14 protein-coding genes are annotated in these 15243 nt (G+C 71.3%); 6 read left to right on the forward strand and 8 right to left on the reverse strand.

Annotated elements, in window-relative coordinates; genetic code table 11:
- Nucleotides 1–5: 5 nt before the first annotated feature.
- The 3 genes from ACIHEJ_RS14290 to ACIHEJ_RS14300 all read right to left on the reverse strand — a co-directional run bounded on the left by ACIHEJ_RS14290 (nucleotide 6) and on the right by ACIHEJ_RS14300 (nucleotide 4117).
- The gene (locus ACIHEJ_RS14290) at nucleotides 6–1016 is read right to left on the reverse strand and encodes a CopD family protein (RefSeq protein WP_400135089.1); all 1011 of its coding nucleotides are present in this window, start codon (nucleotides 1014–1016) and stop codon (nucleotides 6–8) included.
- 117 nt (nucleotides 1017–1133) lie between these two features.
- A complete protein-coding gene (locus tag ACIHEJ_RS14295; RefSeq protein WP_400135090.1) occupies nucleotides 1134–2507 on the reverse strand; it encodes a CoA transferase in 1374 nt (457 codons plus the stop codon).
- A gap of 83 nt (nucleotides 2508–2590) precedes the next feature.
- The gene (locus tag ACIHEJ_RS14300; RefSeq protein ID WP_400135091.1) at nucleotides 2591–4117 is read right to left on the reverse strand and encodes a S8 family peptidase; all 1527 of its coding nucleotides are present in this window, start codon (nucleotides 4115–4117) and stop codon (nucleotides 2591–2593) included.
- Nucleotides 4118–4376: 259 nt separating this feature from the next.
- Between ACIHEJ_RS14300 and ACIHEJ_RS14305 the strand changes: the two genes are divergently transcribed.
- The 3 genes from ACIHEJ_RS14305 to moaA all read left to right on the forward strand — a co-directional run bounded on the left by ACIHEJ_RS14305 (nucleotide 4377) and on the right by moaA (nucleotide 7541).
- Complete coding sequence (locus tag ACIHEJ_RS14305; RefSeq protein WP_400135092.1) at nucleotides 4377–4733, forward strand: DUF485 domain-containing protein; 357 nt, start codon at nucleotides 4377–4379, stop codon at nucleotides 4731–4733.
- The gene (locus tag ACIHEJ_RS14310; protein WP_400135093.1) at nucleotides 4730–6385 is read left to right on the forward strand and encodes a cation acetate symporter; all 1656 of its coding nucleotides are present in this window, start codon (nucleotides 4730–4732) and stop codon (nucleotides 6383–6385) included. The genes ACIHEJ_RS14305 and ACIHEJ_RS14310 overlap by 4 nt, the downstream gene beginning before the upstream one ends.
- 166 nt (nucleotides 6386–6551) lie before the next feature.
- Complete coding sequence (gene moaA, locus ACIHEJ_RS14315) at nucleotides 6552–7541, forward strand: GTP 3',8-cyclase MoaA (protein WP_400135094.1); 990 nt, start codon at nucleotides 6552–6554, stop codon at nucleotides 7539–7541.
- A gap of 161 nt (nucleotides 7542–7702) precedes the next feature.
- On the opposite strand, the gene ACIHEJ_RS14320 is transcribed toward moaA, so the two are convergent.
- Entirely contained in the window at nucleotides 7703–7921 is a 219-nt protein-coding gene (locus tag ACIHEJ_RS14320) for a hypothetical protein (RefSeq protein ID WP_400135095.1), read from the reverse strand.
- Nucleotides 7922–8182: 261 nt separating this feature from the next.
- Entirely contained in the window at nucleotides 8183–8575 is a 393-nt protein-coding gene (locus tag ACIHEJ_RS14325) for a DUF3099 domain-containing protein (RefSeq protein ID WP_400135096.1), read from the reverse strand.
- A 245-nt stretch (nucleotides 8576–8820) separates the two neighbouring features.
- Here ACIHEJ_RS14325 and ACIHEJ_RS14330 point away from each other — a divergent pair, with 245 nt between their 5' ends.
- Complete coding sequence (locus ACIHEJ_RS14330; protein ID WP_400135097.1) at nucleotides 8821–9108, forward strand: GlsB/YeaQ/YmgE family stress response membrane protein; 288 nt, start codon at nucleotides 8821–8823, stop codon at nucleotides 9106–9108.
- 59 nt (nucleotides 9109–9167) lie between these two features.
- Here ACIHEJ_RS14330 and tyrS read toward each other — a convergent pair whose 3' ends face one another.
- The 3 genes from tyrS to ACIHEJ_RS14345 all read right to left on the reverse strand — a co-directional run bounded on the left by tyrS (nucleotide 9168) and on the right by ACIHEJ_RS14345 (nucleotide 13417).
- Nucleotides 9168–10436: a tyrosine--tRNA ligase gene (tyrS, locus tag ACIHEJ_RS14335; RefSeq protein ID WP_400135098.1), complete on the reverse strand. Its 1269-nt coding sequence runs from the start codon at nucleotides 10434–10436 to the stop codon at nucleotides 9168–9170.
- Nucleotides 10437–10502: 66 nt separating this feature from the next.
- Nucleotides 10503–11897, reverse strand: coding sequence for a metallopeptidase TldD-related protein (locus tag ACIHEJ_RS14340; protein ID WP_400135099.1), 1395 nt, complete (start codon nucleotides 11895–11897; stop codon nucleotides 10503–10505).
- Nucleotides 11894–13417: a TldD/PmbA family protein gene (locus ACIHEJ_RS14345; RefSeq protein WP_400135100.1), complete on the reverse strand. Its 1524-nt coding sequence runs from the start codon at nucleotides 13415–13417 to the stop codon at nucleotides 11894–11896. Before ACIHEJ_RS14345 ends, ACIHEJ_RS14340 begins: the two co-directional genes overlap by 4 nt.
- A 259-nt stretch (nucleotides 13418–13676) precedes the next feature.
- Between ACIHEJ_RS14345 and fabG the strand changes: the two genes are divergently transcribed.
- Both fabG and fabI read left to right on the forward strand, forming a co-directional pair.
- Nucleotides 13677–14396 carry a 3-oxoacyl-[acyl-carrier-protein] reductase gene (fabG, locus tag ACIHEJ_RS14350; RefSeq protein WP_400135101.1) on the forward strand — a complete coding sequence of 240 codons (720 nt, stop codon included), beginning with the start codon at nucleotides 13677–13679 and terminating at the stop codon, nucleotides 14394–14396.
- A gap of 5 nt (nucleotides 14397–14401) precedes the next feature.
- Nucleotides 14402–15169, forward strand: coding sequence for an enoyl-ACP reductase FabI (gene fabI, locus ACIHEJ_RS14355; protein ID WP_400135102.1), 768 nt, complete (start codon nucleotides 14402–14404; stop codon nucleotides 15167–15169).
- Nucleotides 15170–15243 lie beyond the last annotated feature (74 nt).

Genomic DNA, 15243 nt, shown 5'->3' on the forward strand with positions numbered 1-15243 from the left:
GCCGGTCACGACCAGCGGATCGGCAGCGGCAGCGCGGTCAGCAGACCCGAGACCGTGACCACCGCGCCCAGGGCGATCACCTCGGCCCGCGCGGGTGCGTACGCGGTCAGCGGGTCTGCCGCGCGGCCCAGCCGGATCCGCGCCCGCAGGGCGAGCAGGGCGACGGCGGCCACCAGGACCACCTTGGCCAGCAGGGTGCGTCCGTACGCCGTCGTCGTCAGCTGGTCCAGGATCGTCGCCGGCGGCATGCGCCGCAGCGCACTCCACACACCGGTCGCCGTGACGGCGGCGAGCGAAACGGCCGCCACGCGCGCGTAGCGGCCGAGCAGCGCGGTCCCGGCCGGGCCGCTCGGCCACAGCCTGAGGGTCCGCACGGTGTGCAGCAGCCCGCCGGTCCACAGTGCCGCACAGGTCAGGTGCACCAGCGTCAGCCCCGAGCCGACCAGGGGGCTCTGCTCGGTCGGGGGATGGGCACGCAGCGCCTCGGCGACCACGACCGCCGCCGGCGGCCACACCTGTGCCGCCGTGCGCCGCGTGACGGCGCACAGGACCGCAAGCAGGAAGGCGTTGACCTCCAGCAGGGCCAACTTGCCGTCACGGGACCCGTACAGGCCGCCGACGTCGATCCGGCCGAGGTGGTGCGGGATCAGATTGCCGGCGGACACCACCGAGGCGAGCGCCGACGCGGCGACGAGTCCGGCGGCGGCCGCCGGTGTCGCCCAGCTGCGCGGCCGTTCGGGTGGGGCGCCGGGCAGCCGCCGGGCGAGCCGGTGCACGAACAGCTCGCCGAGAGGCACGCACAGGGCGGCGAACAGCACCGCGCGCAGCAGGGCCATGCCGCCCGCTCCGGGAGCGGCGGCCTCCCCGGTGCCGTGCAGCGCCGCCGCCGGCCCCAGCAGCGGGATCATGGCGCCCAGCGGCGCCAGGACCAGGACGGCGACGGCCCGACCGATGCCGGGCCGCCTGCCGGGGCCGGACGCGTCGGCAGGGTCGGCGCTCGGTCGTATCAACGTCATCCCATGATCTTCGCCAGCCGTTACAGAACCGGGCAAGTCCACGAAAGCAACTGGCAGTACATCATTCCGCCCATAGGGGTGGTTCCGGCCGTACGTGCGTCTGCGCCGCCCACGCCCTCACCGCCAGCGTGCCGGGTCCGTGCCCCACGGCACGGGAGGCCGCGTCCAGCCGGCCGGGCCGCCCTCGAAGGCCACCGGCGGCAGGGCGTGCCGCAGCCGGCCGAGCGGACTGTCCGTCTCGCCCAGCCAGGGCTCGGGGCCCTCGTACGGCGCCCCCGCGGCCGGGGACGGCCGGATCTCGTCCGTCAGCCGGCGCGCGGTGCGGGCGAGGGCCAGCCGTACGCACCGGCCGCCCCCGTCGTACGACTGCTCGGTCAGCGCCCGCAGCACGCCTGCCGCCAGCAGATACCCGGTGCCGTGGTCCAGGGCCTGCGCGGGCAGCGCGCCCGGCCGCTCCGCGGACCCCTCGGTCACGGCGATACCCGTCGCCACCTGTACCAGGCTGTCGAAGCCCCGCCGCGCGCCCCAAGGGCCGTACGCGCCCCACGCCGAGACCTGCGCCACGACCAGGCCGGGCCGGCGCGCGGCCAGTGCCTCCGGGGAGAGCCCGAACCGGTCCAGGGCGCCGGGCCGGTAACCGGTGACGACGACATCGGCCGAGGCCAGCAGTTCCTCGAAGGTGTCCCGGCCGGTGCCCAGGTCGAGCGTGGCGGACCGCTTGCCGACGCCGGTGTCGGCGTGCTGGTCCGGGAGCTCGGGCAGCCACGGGGCGTCCACGCGCAGGACGTCCGCGCCGAGCAGGGCCAGCGTGCGGGTGGCGACCGGGCCGGCCAGCACCCGGGTCAGGTCCAGGACACGCAGCCCGGCGGCGGGCAGCAGGGGGGCGGCGGGGTCCAGCGGGGGAAGCACGCGCGCGGGAGCGGTGTCGAGACGCTCGCGCTCCACCAGCGGCCGGGCGGCCAGCGCGGCGGACTGCTCGTGCGCGGCCCACTCCTCGGGCGTGCGCAGGGCCACGGCGAGACCGCCGGCACCCTGGACCGTCCCCTCGACGTCGAGTGCGGAGCGCTCGGCGAGCAGGCCGGCCACGGCCTCCACCGAGGCGTCCCCGGGCAGGCCCAGGGAACCGAGCAGCCGTGCCCGGTGGTGCGGGTAGTTGGCGTGGGTGCGCACCCAGCCGTCGGCGGTCCGCCAGAACCGGGACAGCGGTGCGAAGGAGACCGGTGCCCGCCCGTCGACCGTCAGCAGGCGTTCGCTGTGGAAGGCGGCCGCGACGGCGCCGTCGTCGACCCGGACGCCGGGCACCTCGGCGAGGTCGGCCCGGCGGGCCGCCAGCTCCGCGGCGGCCAGCGCGCACGCGCCCACGCACGCGCGTGCCAGCTGCCGTACCGGAAGGCGGCCGGGAAGAGCGTCCGGACGCTCGACCGTCGTCACCCGGGAGACGAGGGCGGGATCGCCGCCCAGCGCAGTCCATGCGAACGCGATGTCTGTCATGACTGCACTATGCATTATTGATTCGATCAATATATGTACGGGCTGCCGACCCGGTCGGGCCGGCAGCCCGTACAACGCGTGCGCTACTCGACCGCGCGCAGGGCGTCGACGACCCCGAAGCCGTAGAAGCCGTTGACGCGCTTGCCGCCGACGCAGGTCGCGTCCACGACCCCGTCGCCGTCACCGTCGTACGGGCCGCTCGGGCAGCCGGGGTTGTCCGCCTGCGCCTTCAGCAGGGCCTGCAGCTGGGCCGGAGTGGCTTGCGGATGGGCCGACTTCAGCAGCGCGGCCACGGCCGCCACGTGCGGCGACGCCATCGAGGTGCCCTGCAGGAAGCCGTACTGGTCGTTCGGCAGCGTCGACAGGATGCGGCCGTTCTTCGACGGGGTGTCCGGGATCTGGTACTTGTCGCCGCCCGGCCCCGCCACGTCGATCACGCCCCGGCCGTAGCTGGAGTAGTACGACTTGGCGCCCTTCACGCCCACTGCGCTCACGGTGACCACACCGGGCAGCTGGGTCGGCACGTCGAAGCACTCGTGCGGGTCGACCGTCCGGGTCCCCGCCGTCGAGTCGTCGGGGCTGGAGGCGTCCGTGAGTGCGTCCGCGTCCAGGTCGTCGTTGGAGTTGCCCGCCGAGGCCACGTTGAGCGTGCCCTTGCGCTGGGCGTACGACTGCGCCCTGTTGACCGCGTCCACAATGGCACGTTGATCCGGGTCGTCCATGCAGTTGTACAGCCACGGATCAACGTAGTAGCTGTTGTTGGTGATCTCTATGCCGTGATCCGCGGCGAACACGAAGGCGCAGACCACGCTCTCGGGATAGAACAGCGAAGTCGAGTCCGGCTGGGCCACGGTGATGCTTGCGACCTTCACGCCGGGCGCCACACCCGCCACACCTATGCCGTTGCGGGCCGCGGCTATCTCGCCGGCCACATGGGTGCCGTGGTAGTGGTCGGCGTCCGCCGGCCGCCACGCGCCGTACGTCGTGTCCGCCTTGCCGCTCACGCAGTTGGCCGACTGGGACGCGGAGAAGTTCGGGGCGATGTCGGGGTGGGTGTCGTCGACGCCCGTGTCGATGACACCGACGGTCACGCTCCTGCTGCCCGGGTCGATCCGCGCGGCCTTGTCGGCGCCGATCGCCCGCAGGTCCCACTGGTCCGCCTCCAGCGGTTCCTCGCCCGCCGTCGCGCTCCCGGCCAGCTTCGAGGCCTCCGCCTTCGACAGGACCTGCACCGCGCCCTCGTCCGTCGTCCCCGCCGCACTGAGCGGCGCGGTCCGCGTGGCACCCGCCGAGTCCACCCCGCGCACCGCACGCATCCGGGCGCCGAAGTCCGGGTTCGCCGAGTGGACGACGATCACCCCGATCCGGTCGTAAGTGGCCACGACCGTGCCGCCGTTGCGCGCGATCTCACGCTGCACCGACTCGATCGTGCGGCGGTCCGTTCGGGTGTTGACCACGTACGCGAGGTTCGGGCTGTCCGCCGCCCGCACCGCCGGGGCCACGGTGGGCGCCGCCGAGGCCACCCCGGGCAGGAAGCCGAGCGAGGCGGTCAGCGACAGCGCGACCGGCACCGCGAGCGCGAGCCGACGTCTGGAGCGCAGATGAGCCATGGGATCTCCACATCATCCGGATACGGAACCGCCCGAGACACAGGTGGTGCTCGGGCAGGTACATGACGGGTGGTGCAGGCCGAAGCTATCCTCCCGGCTCACCGGTCAGCAATGACTTGGCAATGACTCACCAAGACCGCTTGCGGAAGTGCTCATAGGACTTGAACCGGTCTTCGCGTGGCGCCGTGGACCTTGGACAGGGAGCGCTAGCACCATCGAGCCCCCGTCGTCATGGCAGCCGCACACGCGAGGAGACTTCGTGGCCACCGAGACACCGCCCCCCGCGACACCGGGGGCACCACTTCCGTCCACCGAGGAGTTCACCGAGGTGCAGCAGAGCGCAGAGTTCGGTGAACTGCGCCGCGCGCACCGCTCCTTCGCCTTCCCGCTGACCGTCGCCTTCATCGCCTGGTACCTGCTGTACGTCCTGCTCTCCAACTACGCGGGCGGCTTCATGGGCACCAAGGTGGCCGGCAACATCAACGTGGCGCTCGTCCTGGGTCTCGCCCAGTTCCTCACCACCTTCCTCATCGCCTGGTGGTATGCGCGGCACGCAGCCGCCAAGCTCGACCCCAAGGCCGAGGCCATCAAGTCCCGGATGGAGGGCGGCGCATGAGTCCCGCGCAGCACACCCTGTCGACCACGGGCCGGGCGTCGTACACGCTGCTGGCCGCCGGTGAGGCGAGCGAGCACCGGACGCTGATCATCACCCTGTTCGCGGTGTTCGTCGCCGCGACCCTCGTCATCACCATCTGGGCGGGCCGCCAGACCAAGGACGCCGCCGACTTCTACGCCGGCGGGCGCCAGTTCACCGGCTTCCAGAACGGCCTCGCCGTCTCCGGCGATTATATGTCCGCGGCATCCTTCCTGGGGATCGCCGGAGCCATCGCCCTCTTCGGCTACGACGGCTTCCTGTACTCCATCGGCTTCCTGGTCGCCTGGCTGGTCGCCCTGCTCCTGGTCGCCGAACCGCTGCGCAACTCCGGCCGCTACACCATGGGCGACGTACTGGCGTACCGGATGCGCCAGCGGCCCGTCCGCACGGCCGCCGGCACCTCCACGATCGTCGTCTCGATCTTCTACCTGCTGGCCCAGATGGCGGGCGCCGGCGTCCTCGTCTCGCTCCTGCTGGGCATCACCAGCGACGGCGGCAAGATCGGCATCGTCGCCCTGGTCGGCCTCCTGATGATCGTCTACGTCACCATCGGCGGCATGAAGGGCACCACCTGGGTCCAGATGGTCAAGGCGGTCCTGCTGATCGCCGGCGCCGTGCTGCTGACCTTCCTGGTCCTGCTGAAGTTCCACTTCAACATCTCGGACCTGCTCGGCAAGGCCGCCGACAACAGCGGCAAGGGATCGGCGTTCCTGGAGCCGGGCCTGAAGTACGGCGCCACCGGCACCACCAAGCTGGACTTCATCTCCCTGGGCATCGCCCTGGTCCTCGGCACCGCGGGCCTGCCGCACATCCTCATCCGCTTCTACACGGTCCCGACCGCCAAGGCGGCCCGCAAGTCGGTCATCTGGGCGATCGGCCTGATCGGCGCCTTCTACCTGATGACCCTCGCGCTGGGCTTCGGCGCCGCCGCGCTCATCAAACCGGACGAGATCATCGCCTCCAACAAGGCGGGCAACACCGCGGCCCCCCTGCTCGCCCTCCACCTCGGCGGAGTGGACTCCAACTGGGGCGCGGTCCTCCTCGCCACCATCTCCGCGGTCGCCTTCGCCACGATCCTCGCGGTCGTCGCCGGTCTCACCCTGGCCTCGTCGTCCTCCTTCGCCCACGACATCTATGCGAACGTCATCAAAAAGGGACAGGCCACCGAGAAGCAGGAGGTCGGCGCGGCCCGCTGGGCGACCGTCGGCATCGGCGCGGTCTCGATCGTCCTCGGCGCCCTCGCCCGCGACCTGAACGTGGCCGGTCTCGTCGCCCTCGCCTTCGCGGTCGCGGCCTCGGCGAACCTGCCGACGATCCTCTACAGCCTGTTCTGGAAGCGGTTCACCACCTCCGGCGCCCTGTGGTCGATCTACGGCGGCCTGGTCACCGCCGTCGGCCTGGTGCTGTTCTCGCCGGTCGTCTCCGGCAAACCGACCTCGATGTTCCCCGAGGCCGACTTCCACTGGTTCCCGCTGGAGAACCCCGGCATCATCTCCATCCCCGTGGGATTCCTGCTCGGCGCCCTGGGCACCCTGCTGTCGAAGGAGACCCCGGACAGCGGCAAGTACGCCGAGCTGGAGGTGCGGTCCCTGACCGGCACCGGAGCGCACTGAGAGCGCACTGACCTTCGTACGGACGGCCGCGTCGTCCAGGACTGTACGGTCCTACGACGCGGCCGCGCCGTACCTCGTGGGATCAGGCCGCTGTAGTTGTCGGTGGTCTCACGTAGGCTCGCAGGTAACGGAACATGAGTGCTCCGGATCGAGGGAGGGGGCCCACGTGCTCATCGACACCTATGGCCGAGTGGCCACCGACCTGAGGGTCTCGCTGACCGATCGGTGCAACCTGCGCTGCACGTACTGCATGCCCGAGGAGGGCCTGCAGTGGCTGGCCAAGCCCGACCTGCTCACGGACGACGAGATCGTCCGCCTCATCGACATCGCCGTGCGCCTGCTCGGCATCGAGGAGGTCCGCTTCACCGGCGGCGAGCCGCTGCTGCGGCCGGGCCTCGTCGGCATCGTCGAGCGCGTCGCGGCCCTCGCCCCGCGCCCGCAGATGTCCCTCACCACCAACGGCATCGGCCTGAAGCGCACCGCGACCGCCCTCAAGGCAGCGGGCCTGGACCGGGTCAACGTCTCCCTGGACACCCTCCGCCCGGACGTCTTCAAGGCCCTCACCCGCCGCGACCGCCACAAGGACGTCATCGCGGGCCTGGAAGCCGCGCGCGACGCCGGCCTCACCCCCGTCAAGGTCAACACGGTCCTGATGCCGGGGCTGAACGAGGACGAGGCCCCCGACCTGCTGGCCTGGGCCGTCGAGCACGACTACGAACTGCGGTTCATCGAGCAGATGCCCCTGGACGCCCAGCACGGCTGGAAGCGCGAGGGCATGGTCACCGCCGGCGACATCCTCGCCTCCCTGCGCACCCGCTTCGACCTGACCCACGAGGCCGCGGACGAGCGCGGCTCCGCACCGGCGGAACGCTGGCTGGTGAACGGCGGCCCCCATCGCGTCGGCGTGATCGCCTCGGTCACCCGCCCGTTCTGCGCGGCCTGCGACCGCACCCGCCTCACGGCCGACGGCCAGATACGCACCTGTCTGTTCGCGACCGAGGAGACGGACCTGCGCGCGGCCCTGCGCAATGGTGCGCCCGACGAGGAGATCGCCCGCATCTGGCGCCTGGCGATGTGGGGCAAGAAGGCAGGGGCGGGCCTGGACGACCCGTCGTTCGTCCAGCCGGACCGGCCGATGTCGGCGATCGGCGGTTAGAGGGCTTCGTCTGGATCAGTCCGGGTCCGCGACGCCCGGCACGGCACCTCGCCGCGTTTGTCGGCCCACCCGAGTACGCCCGGTACGCGGGTGGGCCTCCGCCGTGCGAGGCACCGCACCGGACGCCGCGGCCCGATCCGACCTGCTCCGAACGAAACCCTCTAGGCCCCCTCGGGGTCCCGCCAGTCCCCGAACTTCACCACGTCCTTCAGGAACCCCCGCACCCCGAGGAACTGCGAGAGATGCTCGCGGTGCTCCTCGCAGGCGAGCCACGTCTTGCGCCGCTCCGGCGTGTGGATCTTCGGGTTGTTCCAGGCCAGCACCCACACCGCGTCGGCGTGGCAGCCCTTGGCGGAACAGATGGGGGTCTCGTCACTCACAGGTTCGTCTCACACAGGTTCATTTCGCGCAGGTTCATTTCGCACAGGTTCATTTCACAAAAAAGGTGCGCAAACAAGGCGACGCCGAGCAGCCACGGGGGGAGCTGCCCGGCGTCGGTCCGTCGCTCCGACGGGGGATGCGGAGCGCGTACGCAGTATGTCATGGGTCACCCGCCGCCCGGCACCGGAACTGCAGATTCATCTGAGCTTTTCTTGAGCTTGCCACGCGGACGCGTGCCGCGTCCCGTGCGCCGCCCGTGATCAGGCCGGCCCGGCCCGCTCACCCGTCGCCCCCGCAGGAGGGGTCGCCGCGTCCTCCGGAACCGATTCCGCCTGGGCCTCCTCCGGGCGCGGCGGCGTGATCATCGGACGGGTGGGCGCGATGACGAACGTCGAGGGCAGGGACGGCGGCCTCTCCCGGCCCGCGTTGGCGATGACCACCGCGACGTAGGGCAGGACCGCGCCGAGCACCAGCGCGACGATGGCGACGTACCGCTCGACGTTCCACAGGGAGGCCGCGAGGATGACCGACAGGGTTCGGATCGACATCGAGATGACGTACCGCCGCTGCCGGCCCCGTACGTCCTCGGCGAGTCCCGTCCGGGCTCCGGTGATCCGGAACACCTGGCCGCTGCCGCCGTGCTGTTTCCGCATCACATTCCACCATCCGCCCGCATCGGACTCTCCCCGGCCCGCACCCTGGTCCACACCCAGCGGGGAACCGGACCGGGACATCTCCCACGTTACGCCGCACCTGCGGCGCCCACGAGACCGGGTCACCCCTTGCCCGCGGTGTCGCCCTCGGCTCCGGCGCGCACGGGCGCACCCGACGTGCGCCGTACGGCCCACCCGCCCAGACTGGCCGTAATGCTCACGTCGAGCCGGACGAGGAGGCAGCCATGGGCTGGTTGTGGGCGATCATCGTGGGATTCGTGCTGGGAATCATCGCGAAGGCCGTCATCCCGGGCAAGCAGCACAGCCCGCTGTGGCTGACCACGATCTGCGGCATCCTGGGCGCCATCGTGGGCAACGCGGTCGCCCGCGCCGTCGGCGTCGGGGAGACCCGCGGCATCGACTGGAGCCGGCACATCTTCCAGCTCGTGGCCGCCATCATCATCGTCGCCGCGGTCGACGCCCTCTACATGGCGACGCTGGGCAAGAGGAAACAGCAGAAGGTCGGGGCCTGAGGAACGCCCTGAGTGCAGCGCCCCGGCAGAGGCGCTGCACTGGTCGCCAGGCGACTTCGCTACCCGGCGACGACCTCCACCGCGGCGAGGTTCTTCTTGCCGCGGCGCAGCACCAGCCACCGCCCGTCCAGCAGCTCCTCCTGGGCCGGCACGGCGTCCTCGGAGGCGACCTTCACGTTGTTCACGTAGGCGCCGCCCTCCTTCACCGTCCGCCGCGCGGCCGACTTGCTGGCGACGAGTCCGACCTCGGCGAACAGGTCGACGACCGGTCCGAGCTCGGCGACCTGGATGTGCGGCAGCTCCGACAGCGCCGCCGCCAGGGTCCGGCCGTCCAGCTCCGTCAGCTCTCCCTGCCCGAAGAGGGCGCGGCTCGCGGCGATCACCGCGGCCGTCTGGTCGGCGCCGTGCACCAGCGTCGTGAGCTCCTCGGCGAGCGCCCGCTGGGCGGCCCGGGCCTGCGGCCGCTCCTCGGTCTGCTTCTCCAGCTCCTCCAGCTCCTCGCGGGACTTGAAGGACAGGATCCGCATGTACGTCGAGATGTCCCGGTCGTCCACGTTCAGCCAGAACTGGTAGAACGCGTACGGCGTCGTCATCTCCGGGTCGAGCCAGACGGCGCCGCCCTCGGTCTTGCCGAACTTGGTGCCGTCCGCCTTGGTCATCAGCGGGGTGGCCAGGGCGTGCGCCTCGGCACCCGGCTCCAGCCGGTGGATCAGGTCGAGACCGGCCGTGAGGTTGCCCCACTGGTCGCTGCCGCCCTGCTGGAGCGTGCAGCCGTACCGCCGGTACAGCTGCAGGAAGTCCATGCCCTGCAGGATCTGGTAGCTGAACTCGGTGTAGCTGATGCCCTGGTCCGACTCCAGGCGGCGGGCCACGGAGTCCTTCGTCAGCATCTTGTTGACACGGAAGTGCTTGCCGATGTCCCGCAGGAACTCGATCGCGGAGAGGTTCGCGGTCCAGTCGAGGTTGTTGACCATGACGGCCGCGTTCTCGCCCTCGAAGGACAGGAACGGCTCGATCTGGGCACGCAGCCTGCCGACCCAGCCGGCCACCGTCTCCGGGTCGTTCAGCGTGCGCTCCGCGGTCGGGCGCGGGTCGCCGATCAGGCCCGTCGCGCCGCCGACCAGCGCCAGCGGCCGGTGCCCGGCCTGCTGGAGCCGGCGCACGGTCAGCACCTGCACCAGGTGCCCCACGTGCAGGGACGGCGCGGTCGGGTCGAAGCCGCAATAGAACGTGACGGGACCGTCCGCGAGCGCCTTGCGCAAAGCGTCCTCGTCAGTGGACAGGGCGAACAGCCCCCGCCACTTCAGCTCGTCGACGATGTCCGTCACGGTTCTCGTGTCTCCTCGGTGATCTTCGGGCAGTCGGGTGACACCCGACCACGAACGACTACGAGGTTATACGCCCTGACTGACAGAGCTCATGTTGAAATCGGGGATCCGCAGCGCGGGCATCGCGGCCCGGGTGAACCAGTCGCTCCACTCGCGCGGCAGCGTCTTCTCGGTGCGCCCGGCCTCCGTGGCCCGCCCCAGCAGGTCCACCGGCGACTCGTTGAACCGGAAGTTGTTCACCTGCCCGGTCACCTCGCCGTTCTCCACGAGGTAGACGCCGTCCCGGGTCAGACCCGTGAGCAGCAGCGTCGCCGGGTCCACCTCGCGGATGTACCACAGGCAGGTCAGCAGCAGCCCGCGCCGGGTGCCAGCGACCATCTCCTCCAGGGAACGGTCGTCGCCGCCGTCCAGGATCAGGTTGCCGGGCGCCGGGGCGACCGGCAGCCCGGTCAGGGCCGCGGTGTGCCGGGTGGTCGTCAGATGCTTCAGCACGCCCTCGCCGATCCACTCGGTGGCGTGCGTCGGCAGCCCGTTGTCGAACACCGACTGGTCGCCGCCGGAGGAGTGGGCGACCACGAACGGCGGGCACTCCAGACCGGGCTCGCCGGGGTCGCTGCGCAGGGACAGCGGCAGCGCGCTCAGCTTCTCGCCGACCCGGGTGCCGCCGCCCGGCTTGGAGAACACCGTCCGGCCCTCGGTCGCGTCCCGGCCCGACGCCGACCACAGCTGGTAGATCAGCAGGTCCGCGACCGCGGTCGGCGGCAGCAGCGTCTCGTAGCGTCCCGCGGGCAGCTCCACGCGGCGCTCCGCCCAGCCGAGCCGTACGGCCAGTTCGGCGTCGACCGCCCCCGGGTCGACGTCCTTGAAGTCCCGGGTGGACCGGCCGGCCCACGCCGAGCGGGTGCCGTCCGGCGACTTGGCGTTCACCTCGAGGGTGCCGGTGGGCTGGTCGTGCCTCAGGCGCAGGCCCGTGGACGTGCCCGCATAGGTGGACACCATCTCGTGATTGGCGAAGCCGTACAGCTCCCGGCCGCCCGCACGCGCGCGTGCGAACGCCTCGCCGAGCGCCGGGGCGAAGTCGGCGAACACGGCCGAGGAGGTCTCGGCAGGCGCGTCCGCGAAGTCGGGGGCCTCCGGCACACCGCTGACCAGCGGCTGCGCGTCCTCGGCGGGCCCGGCCCCGCGCGCGGCGGCCTCGGCGGCCCGCACCAGCGGCTCCAGCTCCTGGGCGGTGACCGCCGACCGGGACACGACACCGGAGGCGGTGCCCTGCGCGCCGTCCACGGTCGCGATCACGGTGAGCGTACGACCGCGGGTCACACCGTTCGTGGTCAGCGCGTTGCGGGCCCAGCGGAGGTTGGCGGTCGAGTGCTCGTCGGCGATGACCACGCACCCGTCGGCCCGGGACAGTGCGAGGGCCTGCTCGACGATCTCGTGCGGCTTGTTGCTGCGGGCGCTCATCGACCGGCCTCCTGCGTGGTGTTGAGGATGTTCACTGCCCTGAACAGGGCGGAGGGGCACCCGTGGGACACGGCCGCCACCTGCCCGGGCTGGGCCTTGCCGCAGTTGAAGGCACCGCCGAGGACATAGGTCTGCGGACCGCCGACCGCGGCCATCGACCCCCAGAAGTCGGTCGTGGTCGCCTGGTAGGCGACGTCCTTCAGCTGCCCGGTGATCCGCCCGTTCTCGATCCTGAAGAAGCGCTGCCCGGTGAACTGGAAGTTGTAGCGCTGCATGTCGATCGACCAGGAGCGGTCGCCGACGACGTAGATGCCCCGGTCGACCCCGCCGATCAGGTCCTCCGTGGACAGCCCTGCCGGGTCCGGCCGCAGCGACACGTTGGCCATGCGCTGCACCGGCACATGGGCGGGGGAGTCGGCGAACGCGCAGCCGTTGGACCTCTCGAACCCGGTCAGCCGTGCGATCCGCCGGTCCAGCTGGTAGCCGACCAGCGTGCCGTCCTTCACCAGGTCCCAGGACTGCCCCTCGACGCCCTCGTCGTCGTAGCCGACGGTCGCGAGGCCGTGCTCGGCGGTGCGGTCACCGGTGACGTTCATCAGCTCCGAGCCGTACCGCAGCTTGCCCAGCTGGTCGAAGGTGGCGAACGAGGTGCCTGCGTAGGCGGCCTCGTAGCCGAGGGCACGGTCCAGCTCGGTGGCGTGCCCGATGGACTCGTGGATGGTCAGCCACAGGTTGGACGGGTCGACGACCAGGTCGTACAGGCCCGGCTCCACGCTCGGCGCGCGCATCTTCTCGGCGAGCAGCTCCGGGATCCGCCCCAGCTCCGCGTCCCAGTCCCAGCCGGTCCCGGTGAGGTACTCCCACCCCCGCCCGACGGGCGGCGCGATGGTACGCATCGAGTCGAACTCACCGCTCGAGTCGTCCACCGACACGGCGGTCAGCTGCGGGTGCACGCGCACGCGCTGCTGGGTCGTGACGGTGCCCGCCGTGTCCGCGTAGAACTTGTTCTCGTGGACGGTGAGCAGCGAGGCGTCGACGTGGTCGACGCCGTTCGCGGCCAGCAGCCGCGCGCTCCACTCCGCCAGCAGCCCGGCCTTCTCCTCGTCCGGCACCGAGAACGGGTCGATCTCGTACGACGACACCCACGTCCTGTCCGCATGGACCGGCTCGTCGGCCAGCTCCACCCGCTCGTCGCTGCCCGCCGCCCTGAGCACCTGCGCGGACAGCTTGGCCATGGCCACCGCCTGCGAGGCGACCTTGGCCGCGGCGTCGAGCGTCAGGTCCACCCCGGACGCGAAGCCCCACGTACCGCCGTGCACGACCCGGACCGCGTACCCGAGGTCGGTGGTGTCGGACGAACCGGCCGGCTTGGCGTCCCGCAGCCGCCAGGACGCGCTGCGCACCCGCTCGAGCCGGAAGTCCGCGTGCTCGGCACCGAGCGCACGCGCGCGTGCGAGCGCGGCGTCGGCGAGGGCCCGTAGGGGAAGCGCCGTGAAGGCTTCGTCGATGGAATGAGGCACGGAGGTCTCCCTGCTGTCGTGGCCTGTCGGGTCCGATCATGTCGCGGGAGCGGTCCGGCGGACCACATCTTTCGGTTCCGGACCGGCGCATTCTGTAGGGATCCGACAGCGACACCCCCGCGCCACTGTCGGTGCCCGATTGCCCGCGGGCGCGGCCGTACCGATAGGTTTTCGATGAAGCCGCCTGTCATCGCCGCCTGGGTCCAGGTGCCGGGCGGACTGTCGGACCGCTGCAGACCGCTAACGAAAGGGTGATCCGTTGAGCCGCTCGGTTCTCGTCACCGGAGGAAACCGGGGCATCGGCCTCGCCATCGCCCGCGCTTTCGCCGACGCCGGCGACAAGGTCGCGATCACGTACCGCTCGGGCGAGCCGCCGGCCGCCCTCACGGAACTGGGCTGCCTCGCCGTCAGGTGCGACATCACCGACCCGGAGCAGGTGGAGCAGGCCTACAAGGAGATCGAGGACCAGCACGGTCCGGTCGAGATACTGATCGCCAACGCCGGCGTGACCAAGGACCAGCTCCTGATGCGCATGTCCGAGGAGGACTTCACCTCGGTCATCGACACCAACCTCACCGGCACCTTCCGCGTGGTCAAGCGCGCGAACCGCGGCATGCTGCGCGCCAAGAAGGGCCGCGTCATCCTGATCTCGTCCGTGGTCGGCCTGCTCGGTTCGGCGGGCCAGGCGAACTACGCCGCCTCCAAGGCCGCGCTGGTCGGCTTCGCGCGCTCCCTCGCCCGTGAGCTGGGCTCGCGCAACATCACCTTCAACGTCGTCGCGCCCGGCTTCGTCGACACCGACATGACCAAGGCGCTCACCGACGAGCAGCGCGAGAACATCGTGTCTCAGGTGCCGCTCGCCCGTTACGCGCAGCCGGAGGAGATCGCCGCGACGGTGCGGTTCCTCGCCTCGGACGACGCCTCGTACATCACTGGAGCCGTCATTCCCGTTGACGGCGGACTGGGAATGGGTCACTGATCACCATGAGCGGAATCCTCGAGGGCAAGCGCGTCCTGATCACCGGTGTGCTGATGGAGTCCTCCATCGCCTTCCACGCGGCCAAGCTGGCGCAGGAGCAGGGCGCGGAGATCATCCTGACCGCGTTCCCGCGGCCCACGCTGACCGAGCGCATCGCCAAGAAGCTGCCGAAGCCGACCAAGGTCATCGAGCTGGACGTCACCAACGACGAGCACCTCAACCGGCTGGCCGACATCGTCGGCGAGGAGCTGGGCGGCCTCGACGGCGTCGTGCACTCCATCGGCTTCGCGCCGCAGGACGCGCTCGGCGGCAACTTCCTCAACACGCCGTTCGAGTCGGTGGCCACCGCCATGCACGTCTCGGCGTACTCCCTGAAGTCGCTGACCATGGCCTGCCTGCCGCTGATGCAGAACGGCGGCTCCGTCGTCGGCCTCACCTTCGACGCCCAGTTCGCCTGGCCGCAGTACGACTGGATGGGCCCGGCCAAGGCCGCCCTGGAGGCCACCAACCGCTACATGGCGCGCGACCTGGGCAAGCAGAACATCCGCTGCAACCTCGTCTCCGCGGGCCCGATCGGCTCCATGGCGGCCAAGTCCATCCCGGGCTTCAGCGAGCTGGCCTCCGTGTGGGACAGCCGTTCCCCGCTGGAGTGGGACCTGAAGGACCCGGAGCCGGCCGGCCGCGGCATCGTCGCCCTGCTGAGCGACTGGTTCCCGAAGACCACCGGCGAGATCATCCACGTCGACGGCGGCCTGCACGCGATCGGTGCGTGACCGCTGCCGCTGAGGCATGACCCACGGCCGAGGCCCGCGCCCCTGACGGGGGTGCGGGCCTCCGCCGTGCCGCG

The organism is Streptomyces sp. NPDC052301, assembly GCF_044593395.1.
Taxonomy (GTDB): domain Bacteria; phylum Actinomycetota; class Actinomycetes; order Streptomycetales; family Streptomycetaceae; genus Streptomyces.